At 67.8% G+C, this 21499-nt stretch carries 19 protein-coding genes; 12 read left to right on the forward strand and 7 right to left on the reverse strand.

Features of this window, described 5'->3' with window-relative positions:
- Positions 1-23: 23 nt before the first annotated feature.
- Genes VGK32_15930 through VGK32_15940 form a run of 3 tightly spaced genes read right to left on the reverse strand, consistent with a single transcriptional unit; the run spans position 24 to position 1723 of the window.
- Positions 24-392 carry a response regulator gene (locus VGK32_15930; protein ID HEY3383261.1) on the reverse strand — a complete coding sequence of 123 codons (369 nt, stop codon included), beginning with the start codon at positions 390-392 and terminating at the stop codon, positions 24-26.
- 9 nt (positions 393-401) lie between these two features.
- Positions 402-1403 (reverse strand): methyl-accepting chemotaxis protein, encoded by a 1002-nt coding sequence (locus tag VGK32_15935; GenBank protein ID HEY3383262.1) that lies wholly within the window; start codon positions 1401-1403, stop codon positions 402-404.
- The gene (locus VGK32_15940) at positions 1400-1723 is read right to left on the reverse strand and encodes an STAS domain-containing protein (protein ID HEY3383263.1); all 324 of its coding nucleotides are present in this window, start codon (positions 1721-1723) and stop codon (positions 1400-1402) included. The genes VGK32_15935 and VGK32_15940 overlap by 4 nt, the downstream gene beginning before the upstream one ends.
- 299 nt (positions 1724-2022) lie before the next feature.
- Here VGK32_15940 and VGK32_15945 point away from each other — a divergent pair, with 299 nt between their 5' ends.
- A complete protein-coding gene (locus VGK32_15945) occupies positions 2023-2217 on the forward strand; it encodes a hypothetical protein (GenBank protein ID HEY3383264.1) in 195 nt (64 codons plus the stop codon).
- 142 nt (positions 2218-2359) lie between these two features.
- Here VGK32_15945 and VGK32_15950 read toward each other — a convergent pair whose 3' ends face one another.
- The 3 genes from VGK32_15950 to VGK32_15960 all read right to left on the reverse strand — a co-directional run bounded on the left by VGK32_15950 (position 2360) and on the right by VGK32_15960 (position 3846).
- Positions 2360-2767, reverse strand: a complete 408-nt coding sequence (locus VGK32_15950) for a hypothetical protein (protein ID HEY3383265.1) — start codon at positions 2765-2767, stop codon at positions 2360-2362.
- Positions 2745-2903: a hypothetical protein gene (locus VGK32_15955; protein HEY3383266.1), complete on the reverse strand. Its 159-nt coding sequence runs from the start codon at positions 2901-2903 to the stop codon at positions 2745-2747. The genes VGK32_15950 and VGK32_15955 overlap by 23 nt, the downstream gene beginning before the upstream one ends.
- Positions 2904-2997: 94 nt before the next feature.
- Positions 2998-3846 (reverse strand): PEGA domain-containing protein, encoded by an 849-nt coding sequence (locus tag VGK32_15960; GenBank protein HEY3383267.1) that lies wholly within the window; start codon positions 3844-3846, stop codon positions 2998-3000.
- A gap of 259 nt (positions 3847-4105) precedes the next feature.
- Here VGK32_15960 and hslV point away from each other — a divergent pair, with 259 nt between their 5' ends.
- The 11 genes from hslV to VGK32_16015 all read left to right on the forward strand — a co-directional run bounded on the left by hslV (position 4106) and on the right by VGK32_16015 (position 20691).
- A complete protein-coding gene (gene hslV / locus VGK32_15965) occupies positions 4106-4642 on the forward strand; it encodes an ATP-dependent protease subunit HslV (protein ID HEY3383268.1) in 537 nt (178 codons plus the stop codon).
- Positions 4643-4649: 7 nt separating this feature from the next.
- Complete coding sequence (hslU, locus tag VGK32_15970; GenBank protein HEY3383269.1) at positions 4650-6026, forward strand: ATP-dependent protease ATPase subunit HslU; 1377 nt, start codon at positions 4650-4652, stop codon at positions 6024-6026.
- A 20-nt stretch (positions 6027-6046) separates the two neighbouring features.
- Positions 6047-7402, forward strand: a complete 1356-nt coding sequence (locus tag VGK32_15975; protein HEY3383270.1) for a hypothetical protein — start codon at positions 6047-6049, stop codon at positions 7400-7402.
- 19 nt (positions 7403-7421) lie between these two features.
- Positions 7422-8204 (forward strand): fumarylacetoacetate hydrolase family protein, encoded by a 783-nt coding sequence (locus VGK32_15980; protein HEY3383271.1) that lies wholly within the window; start codon positions 7422-7424, stop codon positions 8202-8204.
- A gap of 2 nt (positions 8205-8206) precedes the next feature.
- Positions 8207-8857 carry a fructose-6-phosphate aldolase gene (fsa, locus tag VGK32_15985; protein ID HEY3383272.1) on the forward strand — a complete coding sequence of 217 codons (651 nt, stop codon included), beginning with the start codon at positions 8207-8209 and terminating at the stop codon, positions 8855-8857.
- 188 nt (positions 8858-9045) lie between these two features.
- Positions 9046-10587: a carboxyl transferase domain-containing protein gene (locus VGK32_15990; protein ID HEY3383273.1), complete on the forward strand. Its 1542-nt coding sequence runs from the start codon at positions 9046-9048 to the stop codon at positions 10585-10587.
- 138 nt (positions 10588-10725) lie between these two features.
- Positions 10726-12270: a biotin carboxylase N-terminal domain-containing protein gene (locus tag VGK32_15995; GenBank protein ID HEY3383274.1), complete on the forward strand. Its 1545-nt coding sequence runs from the start codon at positions 10726-10728 to the stop codon at positions 12268-12270.
- The gene (locus VGK32_16000) at positions 12267-12791 is read left to right on the forward strand and encodes an acetyl-CoA carboxylase biotin carboxyl carrier protein subunit (protein HEY3383275.1); all 525 of its coding nucleotides are present in this window, start codon (positions 12267-12269) and stop codon (positions 12789-12791) included. Before VGK32_15995 ends, VGK32_16000 begins: the two co-directional genes overlap by 4 nt.
- Positions 12788-16996, forward strand: a complete 4209-nt coding sequence (locus VGK32_16005; protein ID HEY3383276.1) for a translocation/assembly module TamB domain-containing protein — start codon at positions 12788-12790, stop codon at positions 16994-16996. Before VGK32_16000 ends, VGK32_16005 begins: the two co-directional genes overlap by 4 nt.
- Complete coding sequence (locus VGK32_16010) at positions 16996-19983, forward strand: POTRA domain-containing protein (GenBank protein HEY3383277.1); 2988 nt, start codon at positions 16996-16998, stop codon at positions 19981-19983. Before VGK32_16005 ends, VGK32_16010 begins: the two co-directional genes overlap by 1 nt.
- Before the next feature lie 78 nt (positions 19984-20061).
- Positions 20062-20691, forward strand: coding sequence for a hypothetical protein (locus VGK32_16015; protein ID HEY3383278.1), 630 nt, complete (start codon positions 20062-20064; stop codon positions 20689-20691).
- Positions 20692-20698: 7 nt separating this feature from the next.
- Here the strand turns inward: VGK32_16015 and VGK32_16020 are convergent, their stop codons facing one another.
- Positions 20699-21478: a CPBP family intramembrane glutamic endopeptidase gene (locus VGK32_16020; protein HEY3383279.1), complete on the reverse strand. Its 780-nt coding sequence runs from the start codon at positions 21476-21478 to the stop codon at positions 20699-20701.
- Positions 21479-21499: the final 21 nt, after the last annotated feature.

The raw sequence follows: 21499 nt of genomic DNA on the forward strand, positions 1-21499 counted from the left end.
TCCCCGATCCTGGAACAGCCACCCTATCGAACGACCTTGGCGATCACCTGGAGGAGTTGATCGGGGTTGAACGGCTTGACGATCCATCCCGTGGCTCCAGCCGCCTTGCCCTCCTGCTTCTTGGCGGCCTGCGATTCGGTGGTCAGCATCAACACGGGCGTGAACCGGCACTCGGGCCGTCGCCGCAACTCGCGGATGAACGTGATGCCGTCCATGGTCGGCATGTTCAAGTCCGTGATCACGAGGTCGACCCGGTGGGTGTCGAGTTGCTGCAGCGCCTCGACACCGTGTCCGGCTTCGACGGCTGTGAATCCCGCCTGCGACAGCGTGTAGGAGACCATCTGGCGAATCGAGACGGAGTCGTCCACGATCAAGATTGTCCGTTCCGTCATAACGCTTCCTCAGAACAGCTCGATGGTTCCCGGCTGCTGCTCGTTCGCGATCGCGCCGCCGGCTTCCCTCGCCTGAGCGTCGCGTTCGGCCCACATGGTGTAGCTGGCCTCGAGCGCCGCGAGCGGCGCAGCGTCGGACGCCTCGGCTTCCGGCGAATCGATCTCCAGTGCCGACGCGCCCGACAGATCGGCCGCGCACGCCTGAGCCATCTGGTCCAACGATTCGATCACGTGCCCGATGCGCTGGCCGACCGCGTCCTGGAACTGAAGCGCCATCACGGCAGCGTTGATGTCGCTGGCCAGACGCTCGGAGTTGGCCGACGCCTCCACGATGGTCTGTTGCAGGCCGTGACCGGCGACCGCAAGCGCCTCGAGCGCCGATTCGACCTCCCCGCGGCTCGTCTTCGCTTCCTCGAGTCCCAGTGACGCCGCGTGCTGGAGATCGGTCGACGTGTCGGCCGCGTCACGAACGACCTGCGTGAGGATCTGACGAATCGCGACGCTCGTGCGGTTCGAATCGCCAGCCACCTGCTGGATCTCCTTCGCCACGACGCCGAACGAACGTCCCTCGGCGCCAAACCGTGCCGCCTCGATGGCCGCGTTCAACGCCAGGATGCGGGTCGCGCGGGCCATCTTGTCGATGTCGTTGAGGATCGAGCCGATCTGGTTCAGGCTGCCTTCGAGCTGCGCCATCCTCGCCGCCGACTCCTGGGAGAGTTCGCTGTGCTTGACAACGCGCGTGAGCAGCCGATCGAGCGTCTGCCGGGCCGCGTGCACGGCGTCGTCCATGCCGGCGCGGGCGCGTCCGCCGGAGTGCTGCCCGGCGAGCCCCTCTCGCGCCAGCGTGACCGCCTCCCGCGCGCGCGTGGCAATCTGCTGGAAGCTCGCGCACACCGAGACCACCGAGTGTTCCACTTGCTGCGCGGTGTCCCTGAGCTGCGCGCCGAGGATTGGCAGGATCGAGAGCCGGTCGGTGAGTCTCCGGACGAGGTGTCGGGCCGCGTCGTTCATGACCGTTCGGGAACCAGGCGGTCGTACAGGCCGGCCAGACGCAGGCATTCGTTGAACCCGTCGCTCGCGTTCACGAGGGCCAGGCGGTGGTGGTCGCGGTTCAGGGCGGCGCCCAGAGCGATGAGGATCTGCAGGATCGCGGCGTCGGCGTGCTCGACCGCTTCGCAGCACACCGTCACGTCAGTGCCGCTGCGGGCCAGATCGAGCGCGGTCACGTGCAGTTGGCGAGCAGCACCGACCGTCAGCCGGCCTCGGAGCATCAGCCTCGGCGAGGTGGCGGAACGATCGATCTCGATAGAATGGCTCTCGGCGGTGTTCATCGTCTTCTCGTCGTGCGATAGGCACTGGCGCTGCGCCGCGGCACGGAGCCGGCTCAGCTTTGTGGACTCGGCAAGTCCGCATGTGTAGTCAATCGGCGGTTGAGGGCGGCGCTTGAATGTGGTGCGAAATGGGCGACTTCGGAGCATCAGCAGGCGCGGTCCACCGCTGGAGAACCACGCGAGTCCGATTCCAGGCTTGACCGGGACACGAAGAACCGTGCCATGCGGACGTCGATGAGCGACCAGGCCAGAGACGACAAGTTCAACGGATCCAGCATGTTCCGGCGACTGGACGCTCGGTGGATCGACGTCGGCGCGGCGGCGACAATCCGGCGCACGCGCTGGCGCATCAGCAGTTCGCGGACGATGAGGCCGGCTTCGGTCGTCTTGCCGAGGCCGACGTCATCTGCGATGAAGAGGTTGACACGCGGGAGGGCGCCTGGAACAGTGTCGGGTCCATGGAGGTGACCGAATTCCAGCGCAGCGTGCGGTAGTAGGCGGCGAACCACTTCGGAGGATCGAACTCGCCGCGAGCGCACACGAACGATCTCGCCCGTTGCCGGGGGGAGGTCTGGAGGACGCACAGTGAACCCTGGGGCCAAGTCCCGCCGATGACGGTCGCCAGGGAGGGTAGTGTCAAGAGGAAGCCGCGTCTTCAGTCCGCATCAGCGCCCACAGCGTGGCCAGCGCCAGGCTGCCGTCGGTCAGGGCGAACAGCAGGAACGCATCGGGCGAGTGTCGGAGGAAGTGGTCCACGACAAACGCCAGCGCGCCGACGCCCTTCAGCCACGGCCCCATCACCCACAAGTACCCGCGATAGGTCTCAGGCTGCCGCCACGGGAGGACGTAGCCGATTCCGATCGCAATCAGGAAGAGGCCGTTCAAGTCCGCGTGGATGGGTGGTGCCGGCGCCGGCACGTTGAAGAGCACGACCAGCAGCGGACGACCGACGATCAGGGTCAGGCCGAGCGCGACGTCGTAGATGCCGGAGACTGCTGCGATTGAGGAGAGGAGGCGGGCGCTACGAGCTGTGATGGATGCCACGGCTGAAGAACCTCTTGATGACCAAGAGCACCAGCAACAGCACCGTCACGAGGAGGAACTCGGGCAGAAACGCGTTCGCCAGCAAGCCGACGTCCTCGCGCACCGCCGACAGCCACGCCAGGCTCAGGAACGACAAGAGGCGCTCCCCGGAAGGATGAAGGATGAAGGATGAAGGATGAAAGGAGGAAGGCACCTGTTCAGCCTCCCTCCTTCCTGCGTCATCCTTTGTTCTAGCGTATCGGCTGCAACTCGCCGCGATAGGTGATGACGTCACGCGCGTCGATCTTCACCTCGAAGCTGAGCGTCTGGAAGCCCTTCGCGCGAATCTCGATGCGATGCGGGCCTGCCTCGAGATCGAGGTGCTGGAAGACCCCGTTGAAATCGTCGACGATTCCCATGTAGTACCCGTCGACGAACACCTCGGCGTCAGACGGTTCCACCTTCAGCTTCAGGCCGCCTTCGGGTCCCTGCCGGCCGGTGTCCTGATAGTACCCGCCACCGCCACCGCCGCCGTACCAGCCGGCGTACGGAGCCCCGCCGTATCCGTAGGGGCCGTACGGGTCGCCACCCCAGCATCCCCAGCCTCCCCACCACGTCGGCGGGCAGTAGAGAGACGCGAGGCCGATGGCCCCGTAGCTCCCGTAGTAGCCGTACGGGCCGTAGTAGCTGCCCTGATACCCGTAGTAGCCGTTTCCCCAGTAGCCGCCCTGGCCCGGGCGCGGCGCTTCTCCTTCACGCACGACCGCGCGGCCCGTGATGGGGTGACCGTCGCTCGGTCGGCCGCCTCGAGGAAGTGCGCGGCCGGAATCGCTGTTGCCGCCGCTCGACGAGCGGGGCGCACCGGTGCGGGGCGCCGAGGACCATGCACCACCTGACGCCGAGGACGACCCGCCACTACTGGGTGCGGAGTAGCTGCCGGAGTCGCCGCCGGACGACCCCCGCGGCACGGCCGTCCCGCCGCCGCCCGAACTGCCGCTCGACCCGCCACCCTGCGTCGGCCGGCCCTGCGCCGCCGCCGGACCCGCTGCCAGCATCAGCGCCAGGACCGCACCAGTGACTCCGAACACCAGCGGTTTCATAAATGCTCCTTCGGCACGCGACCTGCTCGCCGCAGACGCCACGCCTGACCCGTACATCGCAAGACACCTGCCAGCGCGCCGGGGCCGTGTCAGCACCAAATTACTCCGATTTTCCACCGGCCGCCAGCCCTCTTCCTGCCGGGCTGTCCCCGCCACAGCACAGCTGGCCGTTTCCTTGACACCTTTTTCGGCCATCCGATAGACTGCGAAGCACCGGCCAATCTGGTTCGGACCAACCCTGTTCACCCCGTCCCGACGTCTGCCTGCCATGATGCACAGCACCACGATTCTCGCCGTTCGCCACCAGGACCACGCGGTGCTTGCCGGCGATGGCCAGGTCACGCTCGGGGATACCGTCGTCAAACAGAGCGCGCGCAAGATCCGGCGGCTGTACAACGACAAGATCCTGGCGGGTTTCGCGGGATCCGCGGCCGACTCGTTCGCCCTGTTCTCGCGGTTCGAAGCGAAGCTCGAACAGTACCGCGGCAACATCGAACGGTCGGCCGTCGAACTGGCGAAGGATTGGCGAACCGACCGTATCCTGCGCCGCCTCGAAGCGATGCTGATCGTCATGGACGCGCGGTCCACGTTCCTGCTGTCCGGCAACGGCGACCTCATCGAGCCCGACGACGGGATCGTGGGGATCGGTTCGGGAGGCGGGTACGCGCTGGCTGCCGCACGCGCCCTCGCGAAGCATACGACGCTCGATGCGCGCACGATCGCCGAGAGCGCGATGGCGATTGCCGCCGGCATCTGCATCTACACGAATGGCAACATCACGATCGAAGAGCTGTAGCGTTTCAATGCCAATTTATCTGCCCGAATTGTTGTCCGCCTCGACCGAGTCGATGACGCCGCGCCAGATCGTCGCCGAACTCGACAAGTATGTCGTCGGCCAGCACAAGGCGAAGCGCGCCGTCGCGATCGCCCTGCGCAACCGGATGCGGCGCCAGAAGCTGGCGCCGGACATGGCCGAGGAGGTGGCACCGAAGAACATCCTGATGATCGGCCCGACCGGCGTGGGCAAGACGGAGATCGCGCGGCGCCTCGCGCGCCTCGCGCAATCGCCGTTCCTCAAGGTCGAGGCGTCGAAGTTCACCGAAGTGGGCTACGTCGGACGCGACGTCGAGTCGATGGTGCGCGACCTCGCCGAGATCGCCGTGGACATGGTCCGCGAGGAGAAGATGGACGAGGTGCAGCACAAGGCCGAGCACAACGCCGAGGAGCGGCTCCTCGACCTGCTGCTGCCGCCCCCGCCGCCGACGGCCGACGATGACCCGGTTGCGGCGCGCGAGCAGGCGAAGGCTACGCGCGAGAAGATCCGCGAGCAGTTGCGCGACGGCCGGCTCGACGAGCGGGTTGTCGAGATCGACGTGCGCGAGCGGTCGTTCCCCTCGTTCGAGATCATCGCCGGGTCCTCGGTCGAGGAGGTGGACATCAACATCAAGGACATGCTGCCGGGTCTCTTTCAGGGGCGCACGAAGAAGCGGCGCGTGAAGGTGGGGGAGGCGATGGAGCACCTGCTGCAGGAAGAGCAGCAGAAGCTCGTGGACATGGAGAGCGTGGCGCGCACGGCGGTCGAGCGCGTCGAGGATGCCGGGATCATCTTCGTGGACGAGATCGACAAGATCGCCGGGCGCGAGGGCGGGCATGGCCCGGACGTCAGCCGCGAGGGCGTGCAGCGCGACATCCTCCCGATCATCGAGGGGACGACGGTCAACACGAAGTACGGGATGGTGCAGACCGATCACATCCTGTTCATCGCGGCCGGCGCGTTCCACGTCTCGAAGCCGTCGGATCTCATCCCGGAACTGCAGGGCCGGTTCCCGATCCGCGTCGAGCTCGAGCCCCTCGGCAAGGACGAATTCATCCGCATCCTCACCGAACCGCAGAACGCGCTGGTCAAGCAGTACACCGCGCTGCTCGAGACCGAGGGCATCACGCTGGGGTTCCTGGCCGACGCCGTCGAGCGGATCGCGGACTATGCGACGCTGGTGAACGAGCGCGCCGAGAACATCGGCGCGCGGCGGCTCCACACGGTGATGGAGAAACTGCTCGACGAGATCTCGTTCGAGGCGCCAGACCTCGTCGAGAAATCGATTACTATTGATGCCGCCTACGTCGACCGCATGCTGGCCGACATCGTGAAGAACGAGGATCTGACACGCTACATCCTGTGATTCCTCCGACTCCTCGCGGCGTGCGTTCCGTCTGTGTGGCCTGTGGCCTGGCACTTGGCGTCGTGGCCGCGGTCATCACCCTGCCCGCCTGCGGAAAGAAGGGGCCGCCACTCGCACCGCTCATCACGCTGCCGAAGGCGCCGGAAGAGGTTCTCGGCCGGCGGTTCGGCGCCACGGTCTACCTGCAGTTCCGCGTCCCGCGCGCCAACGGCGACAACTCCGCGCCCGCCGACATCGAACGGGTGGACGTCTACGGATTCACCGGCACGCCGACGACCGACGCGGACATCTACAAGGAGGGCACGCTCGTGGCGTCGGTGCCGGTGAGGAAACCGCCCGACCCGGACGAGGACCGGCCGAAGCGCAAGGACGACACGGGGAAGGCGCCACGCGACGCCAAGCCCGCGACCCCGGCAGCCCCGCCGCGCCCGCCCGCCTCGCTGGAGAACGGGTTCGACCAGGGCGACACGATTGTCGTGACCGAGCCGATCGGCGCCGCGCAGTTGACCCCTGTCGTGCTGAAGAAGAAGCCCGTGGTGGTCGCCGCCGTGCCCGACGTGGCGCCACCTCTCGGGCCGCCGCCTCCGGGCGCGCTGCTGAGCCGCGTCTATGTCGCCATCGGCATCAATCACAGGGGACGGAAGGGACAGCCGTCCGAGCGCGTCTCGATCCCGTTGTTCGCGCCTTCGTCGGCGCCGTCGGCGCCGACCATCACGTACTCGGAGAGCGACGTGAAGGTCGCCTGGGCGCCGCCGCCGGACCTCCGGCTGCCGATCCAGCAACTGACCGCCGACAATGTGCTGGACTCCACGACCATCGGGATGGGATCCACGCCCGGCGCGTTCAACGTGTACGACGTGCCGCCGCCCGCCTCGTCGCCCACAGCCGTGAAGCTGCCATCTCCGCCGCCCGCCGGTGGTGCGATGCCGCGACCGCTCAACGACGCGCCGGTGACCGTGTCGCCGTTCGTGGATCCACGGGTGGAGTTCGGGAAGCCGCGGTGCTACGTCGTGCGCACGGTCAGCCGGGTCGGCCTGCTCTCCGTCGAGAGCGAGGCGTCGCCCGTGACCTGCGTGACGCTGGTCGATACCTTTCCGCCGGCTGCGCCGAGGGCGCTGGCGGCTGTCGCGAGCGGTGGGGCCATCAGCCTGATCTGGGAGGCCAACACCGAGCGCGACCTGGACGGCTACCTGGTCCTGCGAGCCGAGGCCGGCCGCGGCGATCCGACGCCGATCATCCAGGCGCCCATCAAGGAGTCGACCTACCGCGACGCGACCGTGAAGACCGGCGTGCGCTACGTCTACGTCGTCGTCGCCGTGGACACGTCGAAGAACCAGAGCGCGCCGTCGAACCGGGTCGAGGAGTTGGCGCGCTGACATCACAGCGAGGTGGAACGTGGACCGTATATACCGTATCGACTATCGCGGCTCGGCCAGCCATGTCATCGACCGTGACGGGCGGTTGTGCCTGCTCGAAGGGGATCTGTTCGGCGAGTTCCGCTGCGGCGGCGAGATCGCGCGCGGCGAATTTCCGCGCGACCTGCCGAAGGGAGCCCGGCTGCTGGCGCCGGTCCTCCCGTCCAAGATCGTTGCGATCGGGTTGAACTACAAGGACCACGCCGCGGAGCAGAAGAAGCCGCTGCCGGCCGAGCCGATGATCTTCATCAAGCCGTCGACCGCGGTCATCGCGGCGGGCGAGCCGATCCGGTTGCCCGCGGGCGTCGGGCGGATCGACTACGAGAGCGAAGTGGCCGTCGTCATCGGCAAGCGGGCGAGCCGGGTGCCGCGAGAGAGGGCGCTCGAGCACGTCCTCGGCTACACCTGCGCGAACGACGTGACCGCGCGCGACATGCAGAACCGGGGCTACCAGTACTCGCACGTGAAGGGCTTCGACACCTTCGCGCCGCTGGGCCCGTGCATCGCAATCGGCCTCGATCCCGCGAGCCTGGGTGTGCAGGGGTTCCAGAACGGCCAGGTCCGCCAGTCCTCGTCCACCACGCAGCTGATCTTCGGCGTGGACGCGCTCATCGCGTTCATCTCGGCCATCATGACGCTCTTGCCCGGTGACGTCATCTCCACCGGCACACCGTCGGGAATCGGCCCCCTGACCGCCGGCGACACCTTCACGGTGAAGGTGGACGGCGTCGGCGAACTCACGAACCCTGTTGAGAGTCTGTAACCATGAAAATCTTCCTCGATACCGGCAACTTCAAGGACATCGAATCGTTCCACGCGCTCGGGATCGTGGACGGCGTCACGACCAACCCGTCGCTCATGGCCAAGGAGTCGGGCAACCCCCGCGAGATCACGAAACGGATCTGCGACCTCGTGAAGGGCCCGGTGAGCGCCGAGGTGCTGGCGACCGACTTCGACGGCATGATCCGCGAAGGGCGGGAACTGGCGGCGATCGACGAGCACGTGGTGGTGAAGCTGCCGTTCGGCAAGGCGGGCGTCGGAGCCTGCTCGGTGCTCGCCAAGGAGAAGATCCGCGTGAACATGACGCTGATCTTCTCCGCCACCCAGGCGCTGCTCGCGGCGAAGGTCGGCGCGGCCTACGTCAGCCCGTTCGTCGGGCGGCTCGACGACATCGCGACCGACGGGATGAACCTGATCGAAGAGATCGTGGACATCTTCCAGAACTACGGCTACACGACCGAGATCATCGTCGCGAGCGTGCGGCATCCGATTCACGTCGTCCAGGCCGCGCGTCTCGGCGCCCACATCTGCACCTGCCCGCCCGCCGTCGTCGAGGCGATGTTCAAGCACCCGCTCACCGACATCGGGATCGAGCGATTCCTGAAGGACTGGCAGAAGGCACAAGCCGCCCGCTGAGCATGACGGGTCGGGACTCCCGAGCCGGGTTGTCCCGACCCTGTCAGCCGAATCGACCCACCGTCTTCCCGCCTATCCGCCTTGCGGCCCCCGTGCGCCTGCGCCAGGTGGCAGTTGCACTCCACCGCGCCATTTGGCATCCTGCACTGGGCCCACCTCTTCTCGAACCGGATACGACGTGAGGTCGCATGGACAAACGCGAACGCCTGGCGGAGCTCGAGGCACTGGCGGAACTCGGCGGAGGGGCCGCGCGGCTGAAACGGCAGCACCAAGCCGGCAAGCTGACGGCGCGCGAGCGGATGGAGTTGCTCTTCGACGCGGGAACCTTCGAGGAATTCGACAAGCTCGTCACCCACCGCTGCCGCGACTTCGGCATGGAAGAGCAGGTGATCCCCGGCGACGGCGTGGTCTCGGGCTTCGGACGCGTCGATGGCCGTCCCGTGTACGCGTTCGCGCAGGACTTCACGGTGTTCGGCGGGTCGCTCTCCGAGACCAACGCGGCGAAGATCGTGAAGATCATGGATCTGGCGGTACGCCAGGGCGCACCGGTCGTCGGCCTCAACGACTCGGGCGGCGCGCGCATCCAGGAAGGTGTGATGTCGCTGGCGGGGTATGCCGACATCTTCCTCCGCAATACGCTCGCGTCGGGCGTCGTCCCGCAGATCTCCGCCATCATGGGACCCTGCGCCGGGGGCGCCGTGTACTCGCCGGCCATCACCGACTTCACGGTGATGGTCGAAGGTACGAGCTACATGTTCGTGACCGGGCCCGACGTGATCAAGACGGTCACGCACGAAGAAGTGACCAAAGAGGATCTCGGCGGTGCGATGACCCACAACGCCAAGAGCGGTGTCGCGCACTTCGCCGTGACCGACGACCGCGAGTGCCTGCTGCTCATCCGTGACCTGCTCGGCTTCCTGCCCGGCAACAACGTGGACGAGGCGCCGCGCGGCGCGACGACCGATCCCGTCGACCGCGAAGACGGGGCACTCGACACGCTGGTTCCGGATTCGCCCAACCAGCCGTACGACATCCTCGACCTGATTCACTCGGTCGCCGACGACCGCAACTTCCTCGAGGTCCACCGCCACTACGCGCGCAACATCGTGGTCGGCTTCGCCAGGCTGGGCGGACGATCGGTCGGCATCGTCGCGAACCAGCCGGCACACCTCGCGGGTACGCTCGACATCGATGCGTCGGTGAAGGGTGCGCGCTTCGTCCGGTTCTGTGATGCGTTCAATATTCCGCTGGTGACGTTCGAAGATGTCCCGGGCTTCCTGCCCGGCACGACGCAGGAGTTCGGCGGGATCATCCGCCACGGGGCGAAGCTGCTGTTTGCCTTCGCGGAGGCGACGGTGCCGAAGGTGACCGTCATCGCGCGGAAGGCGTACGGCGGCGCGTACTGCGTGATGGCGAGCAAGCACATCCGCACCGACATCAACTTCGCCTGGCCCACGGCGGAAATCGCCGTCATGGGGCCCGAAGGCGCAGTCAACATCCTCTACAAGCGCGAGCTCGACGCGGCAGCCGACCCCGCAGCCCTCCGCGCCTCGAAGGTCGCCGACTTCCGCGAAAAGCTCGCCAACCCCTTCGTGGCGGCCAGCCGCGGCTTCCTCGACGAGGTGATCCAGCCCCGGACGACGCGCCGTCGGCTCATCGCCGCGCTGGCGTCGCTCGATTCGAAGCGCGACAAGAATCCGCCCAAGAAACACGGCAATATTCCGCTCTGAGGCGCCGTAACGTTCAGCCGCCAGCCCTTCAAGGCTGGATGGGCCGAGCCGCGGGGCGGCCAGGGGCCCGGACCGGCCTCCGAGGCCGTTAAATGCTAGAATGCGTAGGGACTTCTGTCACGACGGGCCGGCTGCTGCATGAAGGTTCTCATCGCCAATCGCGGGGAAATCGCGGTGCGCGTCATCCGCGCCTGCCGCGAGCTCGGGCTCCCAACCGTCGCCGTGTACTCGGAGTGTGACCGCGCGAGCCTGCACGTGCGGTTTGCGGACGAGGCGTACGCGATTGGTCCCAACCCCCCGTCGGAAAGCTATCTGCGCGCCGACCGGATCATCGACGCCGCCCGTCGAGCGGGTGCCGACGCCGTTCATCCCGGCTACGGTTTCCTCGCTGAGAACGCCGAGTTCGCGCGGGTGTGTGCCGACGCCGGCCTGACGTTCATCGGTCCGTCGGCTGGCGTCATCGAACGGATGGGCAGCAAGACCGGTGCCCGGACGGTGGCCATCGACGCCGGAGTACCGGTCGTGCCGGGAACGGTTGAGCCTCTCGGCCCGGCCACGCCGGACGATGAGATTGCGCGCATCGCGGCCGGCATCGGCTATCCGCTGTTCATCAAGGCGGTCGCCGGAGGCGGCGGGAAGGGCATGCGCCTGGTCGCCGACCCTGCGGATCTCGGGTCCGCCATCCGCGCGGCACGCTCGGAGGCCGGATCCTCCTTCGGCGACCCGCACATCTACATCGAGCGCCAGCTCGAGTTTCCGCGTCACATCGAGATCCAGCTCCTCGCGGATCACCACGGCACGATCGTGCCGTTCGTCGAGCGTGAGTGTTCGATCCAGCGCCGGCATCAGAAAGTGCTCGAGGAGTCACCGTCGGTTGCGGTGTCCGACACGCTTCGGGCCGAACTGGCCGCGGCCGCGTGCGCGGTGGCGGCGTCGGTCGGCTACACGAATGCCGGAACGATTGAGTTCCTGCTCGATCGCGACGGCCGGTTCTACTTCCTCGAGATGAACACCAGGCTCCAGGTCGAGCACCCGATCACCGAACTCGTGTCGGGGGTCGACCTCGTTCACTGGCAGATTCGGATTGCGCGCGGAGAGCGGCTGACGCTCAGCGCCTCGGGCGGCCCCGGAGGAACGTCGCCCGGCACGTTGGTCCCGCGCGGCCACGCGATCGAGTGCCGCATCTACGCCGAGGACCCCGACAACGGCTTCATGCCGTCGCCCGGCAGGATGCTCGGCCGCCGCGTGCCGGGTGGTCCCGGCATCCGTCGCGACGACGGAGGGGCGACGCCGGGATTGGACGTGCCGATCCACTACGATCCGCTGATTGCGAAGCTGAGTGCATGGGGTGGCGACCGTGCGCAGGCGATCCTCCGGATGTCTCGGGCCCTCGGTGAGTACGAGGTGCGCGGGATCAAGACCAGCATCCCGTTCTTCCGCTGGCTGCTGCACTCGTCGGACTTCCGCGCCGGCCGCTTCGACACCACCTTTCTCGACCGTGAGTTGGCGCGGCGGAACGGTGATCCGTTCGTCACCGTGCCCGACGAGGCCGAGCGCATCGCGCTCCTCGCGGCGGCGATCCACGCCTTCGAGAAGGCGACGCCCGACGGTGAGTCGTCGCGGATCGCCCAGGGAGCGGCCCGCGGGTGGAAGCTCCAGGGGCGCATGGACGCGCTGCGATGAAGTTCGAAATCGACGTCAACGGCCGGCCCCACGCGGTGAAGATCGAGCGCACCGGATCGCGGTACCGGATCGAAGCCGACGGCCGGGTGGACGTGGTGGACGTGGCTCGGGTGGACGCGACCACGATGTCCATGATCCTCGTCGGCGACCGCGAAGCGAGCCACGAAGCCGCACTGCTCGAAGGGCGGGAACGGGGAGAAGTCGAGGTCTACCTCCGTGCGGGCGTCGTGCAGACGCGCGTATCGGGCGCACCCGGGCAGCGTCGCTGGGGCGCGACGGGTGGCGTGGGCGCGGGTGTCGGCGGCGGCCCGCAGCCCGTTACGGCCCCGATGCCGGGAAAGATCGTCCGCGTCCTGGTCAAGCCTGGTGATGCGGTCACCGCGCGCCAGGGGCTCGTCGTGATCGAAGCGATGAAGATGGAGAACGAGCTGAAGGCGGCTCGCGACGGCCGCGTGAAGGAAGTGCACGCCACGGAAGGCGCGCTCGTCGAAGCCGGCCGACTCCTCCTCGTGATCGAATGATGGCGTTTCTCACCTCTCTCCGCCGGCGTTGGCCAGAGGCCGCTCTCGTCGCGTCGCTGCTCGTGGTGGCGGCGGTCGGCGGCGTGGCCCTGCGCGCGGCCGCCCTCGCGCTGGTCGGCGGTGTCGTGGCGTTCGCCATCCGGCGGCGGGTCCGTGACGTCGCCGTCGCGCTCGGCGCCGCCGTCGTGGCGATCGTCGTGGTGGCGGTCGCCACGCTGACGATCGACATCGGCAGCGTGTTCGGCGGGGCGCTCAAGACCGTGGCCGAGAACCAGGGCGGAAGGTACATCGAGCGGCCGCTGCACATCGGGCGGATCGGCATCCACCTCGCGAGCGGCCGGTTCGTCGTGGAGGACATCCGGATCGACGGGGTGAAGCGTGGGGACGCGCCGTTCTTCACCGCCCGGCGGGTCCTGGTCGGCCTGCCCTGGTGGCGGGTGTTCCGCACGCGCGAGTTCCTGATCGCCTCTCTCGAGCTGAACGACTGGGCGATGCAGATCGAGAAGTTCTCCGACGGCGACAACATCCCCAGGTTCGTGCACGAATCGAAGGAGCCCAAGGGGCCGAAGCGCTTCACGACGACCCTGCAGTACGTGCACGCGTATCGCGGACAGTTCACGTACATCGACCACGGCACGTGGAGGACGATCGCCCGCAACCTCGATATCTACGTCAGGCACGACACCGGGGAGTATCTCGGGACGGCGACCATCACCAACGGCGTGGTGCAGATCAAGGACTACCTGCCCATGCGGTCCGACATGCGCGTGAAGTTCAAGGTCGACGGGCCGATCATCCGGCTTCCCGAGATCGTGCTCGACACCGACGGCGCCCATTCGCTCGTGACCGGCCAGGTGGATTTCGGCCACTGGCCGAACATGATCTACAACGTCGATTCGAAGGTGAACTTCTGGCGGATGCGGGAGATCTTCTTCGCGAGCGAATCGTGGCGCAGCCGTGGCGAGGGCCGCTTCAAGGGGACGTTCCGGCTCTTCAAGGGGGGGCACGAGCTGAAGGGGGATTTCACCAGCCCGCTCGTGCACATCAACGTCTTCGCGGTTCCGGATCTCAAGGGCTCGCTGATCTGGGAACCGCACCGGTTCGAGGTCACGCGCGCGACGGGCCGCTTCTACGGCGGATACGCGGACTTCAAGTACTCGATGGCGCCGCTCTCCGACCCGGTGCCGGCGGTGGCGCGGTGGGACGTCAAGTACCGGGACGTGGACCTGACCCAGTTGTCGGACGCGCTCGAGATGCGTGGCTTGCGCCTGGCGGGGACGGCCAGCGGCCGGAACCTGCTCGAGTGGCCGCTCGGCGACTTCAAGCAGCACCGGGGCGACGGGCAGATCGACGTCACGCCGCCCGCCGGCCGTACGGTGCTCACACGGGCCGCGCTTCCCTCGGAGTCCGCCATCCACGACGAGCCGCCGCTCACGGGTCCGGAACCCAACCCGACCTTGTGGCCCCGGCCCAAGGCCATCGGCGGCGAGTTCCTGTACCGGTTCGATCCAGACTGGGTGGACGTGGCGCCCAGCCATCTGGCGACCGAGCGGACGTACGTCGAGTTCCAGGGACGCACGGCCTACGGCGTCAAGTCGCAGTTCCCGTTCTATGCGCGGAGCGCCGACTGGCAGGAGAGCGACCGGCTCCTCGCGGGCATCATCAGTGCGTTCGGTTCGCCGACGGGCGTGATCAAGGTCGGAGGCCATGGCGAGTTCCACGGGACGATGACCAAGGCGTTCACCGAGCCGCGAATCGAGGGACAGTTCGACAGCGACCAGATGCGTGCGTGGGACGTGGTGTGGGGGCGCGCCACCGGCGGCCTGGTCATCGAGAACGGCTACGTGGACATCACGCGCGGCGTGGTGACGAAGGGCGCGTCGAGGATCGACGCGGATGGACGTTTCTCGCTCGGGTACCCGAGGAGGGATCAGGGCGAGGAAATCAACGCGCGCATCGTGGCCAAGGACCGCGACCTGCGCGACCTGCGCCACGCGTTCGAGCTGGACGACTGGCCGCTCGAGGGGAAGCTCTCGGGCGACTTCCGCCTGTCCAGCAAGTACACCCGCCCGTTCGGCTATGGCCGCATGACGATCACCGGCACGACGGCGTGGGGTGAGCCGTTCGAGCAGGCCTCCGCGTCGCTCCGGTTCGAGGGGACGGGCGTCAGGCTCGACGCCGTCGACATGAAGAAGAGCGGCGGTACGGTGACCGGCGCGGCGTACGTGGGCTGGGACGGGCGGTACTCCTTCAACGCCAACGGCCAGCGGATCCCGATGGAGAGCGTGGCGGCGGTGAAATACGGCAACACACCGCTCTCCGGCCTCATGCAGTTCTCGATGGCCGGCACATCCACCTTCAAGAGTCCGCGGTACGAGGGGCGCGTCCGCATCGACGATGTGTTCCTCGGTGACGAGGGCATCGGCCAGGTGATGGGACGGCTGAACGTCCGCGAGCGGCTGCTCACGATCGAGCAATTCGAGGCCGCCTCCCCGCGCCTGGCCGTGTCGGGGTCGGGGCAGATCGAGATGACGCCGACCGTGGACGCCGAATTGTCGCTCCGCTTCACCGACACGTCGCTCGATCCCTACCTGCGCCTGTTCGAACCGAGGCTCTCGCCCTACACGCGCGCCATCGCGAGCGGCACCGTGCGCGCCGTCGGCCAACTCGCCGACTGGGACCGCCTGTCCGTCACTGCGACGGTGGAAACGCTGGACGCAAGCCTGTTCGACTACGCGCTGCACAACGACGGCCCGATCCGCCTCACGCTCGAGAACAACACGATCGAGTCGGCGCGCCTGCGCCTGGCGGGCGAGGACACGCGGCTCGACGTATCCGGCAGCGTGAACCTGAAAGAGCGCCGGATTGGCGTGAAGGTCGCGGGCGACGCGAACCTCGGCATCCTGCAGCTGTTCTTCAAGGACATGCGCAGTTCCGGCCGGGCGGAGCTCAGCGGATCGATCGACGGGCCGATGACCAAGCCGCAGTTCTCGGGCACCGCGCAGATCACCGACGGCCGTCTCCGCCTGCTCTCGCTGCCCAATTCGCTCCAGGCCATCAACGGCCGCGTGGCCTTCGCCGGCGACGGCATCCGGCTGGAGGACATCACGGCGCAGCTCGCGGGCGGGCGCGTCCGCTTCGGCGGACGGATCGAGATGAACGGCTATACGCCGGGTCAGCTCGCGCTCACCGCGACCGGCGAGAACATGGAGCTCCGCTACCCGGAGGGGTTCCGGTCCACGCTCGACGCCCAGCTCGATCTGGTGGGGACCATGGCCGCACCGACGCTTCGCGGCACGGTGATGGTGAAGAGCGCCGTGTACAGCAAGCGGATCGACATCGGGCCCGGAATCCTCGAACTCGCCGGTGGGCGGACGCCGACGGGCTCGCCGGCGGCGGCCGGCGGGGTGGCCATCCTGCCGGTGCGCTTCGACCTCCGAATCCAGGCGCCGTCCTCGCTGAGGATCGAGAGCAACCTCGCGCACGTCGTATCGAGCGCGGACCTCGTGCTGCGCGGGTCCTACGACCGCCCGCTCCTGTTCGGACGGGCCGAGGTCGAGCGCGGCGAGGTCCTGTTCGAGGGCAAGCGGTACGTCGTTCGGCGCGGTACCATCGACTTCACGAACCCCGCGAAGATCGAACCGTTCTTCGACTTCGAGGCGGAGACGCTCGTCCGCGTCCCCGGACAGACCTACGTCGTCAACGCTCAAGTCGTGGGCACGGTGAACCGGATGAGCGAGCCGGTGCTCACCTCCGACCCGCCGCTGCCGACCGTGCAGATCCTCTCGCTGCTGTTCGGCGGTGATACGGGCCGCGCGGAGGCAAAGGACGCCGAGCTTCGGACGCTGCAGCGCGAGGAGATCCAGGGCCGTCTGGCCACCTCGCGCGTGCAGCAGGCTGCGGTTGGCGTCGTGTCGGCTCCAGTGACGAAGGCCGTGGAGCAGGCATTCGGCCTCGACACGTTCCAAATCACGCCGAATGTGTACGACCCCTACCAGCGCGTGACGCCGACCGCACGGCTCACGGTCGGCAAGCGCGTCTCGAGCAAGGTGTACTTCACCTACTCGCGGAGCCTGAACACGCCGGGCGGCGGCGACCAGGTGATTCTGCTCGAGTACGACCAGAATGCCCGCATGTCCTGGGTGTTCTCACGGAACGAGGACGGTACCTACGCCCTCGATGTCCGCGTGAGGCACGTGTTCTGATGCGCACGCTGCTGACCGTCATCGTCGCCCTCGCCTCGCTGGCAACACCATGTACTGCGGCCGCACGGGAGGCGGGCGGGCAGACCGGTAACGACCAGGCGATCGTCGCGATCGACGCGTTCCTCGGCCGTCCCATCGTCGACATCCGTCTGCAAGTCCAGGGGCAGGAAACCGCCGACATCGAACTCAAGCGCGTGCTCGAGACCCAGGTCGGGTCGGCGCTGGCCGCGACCGGCGTTCGCGAGAGCATCATCCACCTGATGGCGCTGCGGCGCTTCCAGGAGGTGCAGGTTCGGGTGCAGGAGAACCCGCACGGCGTCGCCCTGCTCTACGAGCTCGTGCCGGTGCGATCCGTGCGGTCGATCGAGTTCAGGGGCGACCTCGGACTGTCTGCCCGTCAACTCCGTGCCGCGGTGGTGCCACGCTACACGTCATCGCCCCCGGTGTCGCGGGCCGAGGAGATCGCCCGCATGCTCGAGGCGTTGTGCCATGACCACGGATTCCTTCGCGCAGTCGTGCATCCCACGCCGGAGCCTGGGGCGAGCCCCGACCGCACAATCCTCGTCTTCAACATGGTGGCTGGTCCCCAGGCCCGCGTCGGCGCCCTCGACGTCGTCGGTGCGCCGGACAGCGAGAAGCGCTCCGCGCTCGAGCGACTGGGGCTGAGGGCGAGCGGCACCTTCGACCGCGTGTCGCTCGAGGAGGCGGTGGCGCGGTACGTGATTACCCTGCGCGCTCGCGGCTATCTCGAGGCAGCCGTCCAGACCGACTTCGTGTTCTCGACGAACCGTGAGCGCGTCGACGTGACGGTGCGGATGGCGCGCGGGCCGCTCGTGCGGATCGAGTTCCGCGGCGATCCGCTGCCAGAGAACCGGAAGAACGAGATCGCCTCGCTGACCAGGGAAGGGACGCTCGACGAAGACGCGCTCGAGAACGCCCAGGTGGCGATCGAGAACGACTTCAGGGCGAACGGATATCGCGACGCCTCGGCGGCCTACACGCGCGAACGCCGCGGGGACGACCAGCTCCTGATCGTGTTCTCCATCCGTCGCGGGCCACAGTACAAAGTGGAGAGCGTCAGGGTGACGGGCAACGATCACCTCTCCCGCGATGAGCTGTCCGCGGCCCTTCGCGCGGTCGCCGGGCAGTGGTTCGTCCAGGCGCGCGTGGACGCCGATGTCACCGCGCTCACCGAACGCTACCGGCGCGCCGGCTACGGCAAGGCCGTGGTGAAGGCGACGAGTGTTCCGGAGCCCGGGCGACCGACGCAGCTCGCCGTCGAGATCGCCGTGCAGGAGGGGCCGCGCACGACCATCGGTGAGGTGGCCTTCCAGTTCCAGGGAGGAACCGCGATCGCTGAGAGCGAGCTGCGGGTCGCCCTGCGATCGCAGTCGGGCGCGCCCTACTACCAGCCGCAGGTGGATGCCGACCGCGAGGCGGTCCTGGTGTTGTATCTCGGCCGAGGATACCAACTGGCCGCCGTTGACGTGTCCGCGCGCCTGACGGGCGACGGCACGCGCGCCGACCTTCGCTTCCTCGTCCGCGAGGGGCCGCAACTCCTGGCCGACCACATCCTCGTGGTCGGGAACGTGCACACGAAGGTTGCCACCATCGAGCGCGAGCTCGGCATCCGGACGGGCACGCCGCTGTCAGCCCAGGCGCTGGCCGACGCGCAGCGTCGACTCATCGAGCTGGGCCTGTTCCGCCGCGTCCAGGTGAGCGAGCTGCAGCAGGGGACCGACACGCGCCGGGACGTGCTCGTGGTCGTGGAAGAGGCGCCGGTGAACACCATTGGGTACGGCGCGGGATTCGAGGGCGGGCTTCGAGTGCGGACGGACGCCTCGACGGGCCTGCCCGTCGAGAAGATCGACGTCGCGCCGAGAGGCTTCTTCGAGGTGGGCCGGCGGAATCTCTGGGGCAAGAACCGGGCGATCAACCTGTTCGCCCGCGGTGCCATCCGCACGAGCGATCAGTTCAACAGTGCACCGTCCGGAACGACGGTGCCCGCGTCGAACAACCTGGAGGACACGAGCGCCGGGTTCCGTGAGTTCCGGCTGCTCGCCACCTATCGTGAGCCGCGCTTCCTCAATTCCTCGGTGGACGTCGTGGTCACGGCCGGCGTGGACCAGGCCATCCGGTCCACGTTCGACTTCAACCGGCGCCAGCTCTTCGCGGAAGGGAGCCATCGCTTCAGCCGCACGCTCAGCGTGGCGGGCCGATACTCGCTGGGTCGCACGAGGCTCTTCAACGAGCGGATCGCGCCCGAGAGCGAGCTGGACATCGACAAGATCTACTCGCGCGTCCGCCTCTCCTCGTTCTCCGCGTCCGTCGTCCGCAACACGCGCGACGATGCGTTCGAACCGACGGGCGGCAATCTCGTGACCATGGACGGCACGCTGGCCGCGCGGGCGATCGGGTCCCAGGTGGGCTTTGCCAAGGGGCTGCTCCAGGCGTTTTCGTACCGGCAGGTTCCCATCCTCCGTGGCTCGGTGGTGGCGGTGGGTGCGCGCCTCGGTCTCGCGTTCGGCTTCCCGCAGCTCGTCGCCGACGCGAACGGCTCCGGCAAGACCCTGTCCCTGGAGCAGGAGATTCCGGCGAGCGAGCGTTTCTTCGCCGGCGGCGACACCAGCGTGCGCGGCTTCGCTCTCGACAAGCTCGGAGCGGCGAAAACTCTCGACCAGAACGGCGTCTCGAACGGCGGCAACGGCCTCCTGATCTTCAATGGCGAGCTGCGGATTCCCTTGTTCAAGGTTGCCGGCTACCCGGTGGGTGCGGTCACCTTCATCGACACAGGGAACGTGTTCGCGAAGGTGGGAGACATCGGCCTGAACTCGTTGCGCAGCGGCGCCGGCGTCGGGTTGCGGCTCAACTCGCCCATCGGTCCGCTGCGCGTGGACCTCGCGTGGAAGCTCAACCCGATGACGTTTGCGAACGGGATCCGCGAGGACCGGTTCGCGTGGTACGTCACGATCGGCCAGGCGTTCTAGAAGGATGAAGGCGGCGTGCCCTGAGCGAGCGGAGCGACTCGAAGGGCAAGGCGCAGAGGCGGGAAGGCGGTCTCACGGATGAAGAGGGTCGCTGCGATCTTCGTGCTCGCGCTGCTGTCCGGTGCCACCATGCGGGCCCAGATCGTGGACCGCGTGCTGGCCGTGGTGGCCGGCCAGGTCATCACGCTCTCCGACACGAGAGCCGTGCAGACGTTTGGCCTGCTGCGGCCAGTGGCAGCACAGCAGGGGCCGCCCGACCTCCTCGTGTACCTCGTCAATCGCCAGCTGATGCTGATGGAGGTCGATCGCTATTCGGCGCCCGATCCCGAACCCGCGCAAGTGGATCGGGTCGTCGCGAGCATTCGCGCGAGATTCTCCACGGATGCCGAGTACCAGCAGGCGCTCAATCGCACGGCCATGACCGACGGCCGGCTGCGCGCGACAGTGGCCGACAACCTGCGGATCGAGCTGTACCTCGATCAGCGATTCAGCGCGGCCGCCCAGCCGACTCCCGACGAGATGCAGCGGTATTATCAGGTCCACCGGGCGGAGTTCACCAAAGGGGGGCGCCTCCTCACGTTCGATGACGTGCAGCAGTTGGTCCAGGAGCAGGTGGCGATGGCACGGCGCACGACGCTGGTCGCCGACTGGCTCGATCAACTGCGGCGCCGCGCGGACGTGACGACGATGCCTGGTTTGGGGAGGTGACGGCGCGCTACGCTCCGTAGAGCGTGTAGCGGAGGATCTCTGCCGCGTTGAAGCCCGAATGGCTCACGACGGTCGATCCGATGCTGCCCCGCCGCAAGTACACGTAGCCCCAGAACGCTCCGAGGACGGCCGTGGCCAGCGCCGCGTCGCTGCCCTGGATGAGATGCCCCAGGCCGAACGCCACGCTCGACACGATCAGTCCGAGCGCTCCGCCCCCGAGATACTGGCGGAACCGGTGCAGGATGAACGCCCGCTGCACCTCCTCGCGAACGCCTCCACCCACCACGGCCACGACCGCGAACAACGCCGCCTGGGCAGCATTCCCGATCAGCCCCTGAAACGGGTTCTTCGTCACGTCGTGAAGCGTCGGCACGAAGCGCTGCACGCCGAGGAACACGACAATCACGATGAAGAAGACCAGCGGGACGTGGAGGACGCCGATCAGCGCTTCGAGCGCGAGCGGACGGCGGCCGAGCGCGACCTCCGAGAGGCGCTCGCCGTGGAGGTGCAGGAACCACCCGCACAGCGCGACGAGCGCGGCCGCATCGAGCAGTGACAGCGTGAAGACATAGCCCGGCGAGAGATGACCGCGCGCATCGAACGGCATCACGCCGAACAGGGCCAGCAGGCCGCCGATCGCCACCTGGGTGGGGAATCCGGAGCAGGCCAGGACCTCGATGAGCGCCGCGATCCGAAGCCGCCAGCATGGGAGATCCGGCAAGGTGGTTGGCTCGCCCCCACCCGGGTCGAACGACGCAGATTCCGGCACCGGCGTGTCGGGGTCCATTCCCTGACTCTACCACGCTCG

The sequence above is a fragment of the Vicinamibacterales bacterium genome (assembly GCA_036504215.1).
Taxonomy (GTDB): Bacteria; Acidobacteriota; Vicinamibacteria; order Vicinamibacterales; family Fen-181; genus FEN-299.

Bases quoted from the DNA above. Each gene is read 5' to 3' on its own strand.
- VGK32_15930 (HEY3383261.1), bottom strand. From the start codon at position 392: ATGACGGAACGGACAATCTTGATCGTGGACGACTCCGTCTCGATTCGC.
- VGK32_16000 (HEY3383275.1), top strand. From the start codon at position 12,267: ATGAAGTTCGAAATCGACGTCAACGGCCGGCCCCACGCGGTGAAGATC.
- VGK32_15935 (HEY3383262.1), bottom strand. From the start codon at position 1,403: ATGAACGACGCGGCCCGACACCTCGTCCGGAGACTCACCGACCGGCTC.
- VGK32_16020 (HEY3383279.1), bottom strand. From the start codon at position 21,478: ATGGACCCCGACACGCCGGTGCCGGAATCTGCGTCGTTCGACCCGGGT.
- VGK32_15990 (HEY3383273.1), top strand. From the start codon at position 9,046: ATGGACAAACGCGAACGCCTGGCGGAGCTCGAGGCACTGGCGGAACTC.
- VGK32_15940 (HEY3383263.1), bottom strand. From the start codon at position 1,723: ATGAACACCGCCGAGAGCCATTCTATCGAGATCGATCGTTCCGCCACC.
- hslU (HEY3383269.1), top strand. From the start codon at position 4,650: ATGCCAATTTATCTGCCCGAATTGTTGTCCGCCTCGACCGAGTCGATG.
- fsa (HEY3383272.1), top strand. From the start codon at position 8,207: ATGAAAATCTTCCTCGATACCGGCAACTTCAAGGACATCGAATCGTTC.
- VGK32_15995 (HEY3383274.1), top strand. From the start codon at position 10,726: ATGAAGGTTCTCATCGCCAATCGCGGGGAAATCGCGGTGCGCGTCATC.
- VGK32_16015 (HEY3383278.1), top strand. From the start codon at position 20,062: ATGAAGAGGGTCGCTGCGATCTTCGTGCTCGCGCTGCTGTCCGGTGCC.
- VGK32_16005 (HEY3383276.1), top strand. From the start codon at position 12,788: ATGATGGCGTTTCTCACCTCTCTCCGCCGGCGTTGGCCAGAGGCCGCT.
- VGK32_15960 (HEY3383267.1), bottom strand. From the start codon at position 3,846: ATGAAACCGCTGGTGTTCGGAGTCACTGGTGCGGTCCTGGCGCTGATG.
- VGK32_16010 (HEY3383277.1), top strand. From the start codon at position 16,996: ATGCGCACGCTGCTGACCGTCATCGTCGCCCTCGCCTCGCTGGCAACA.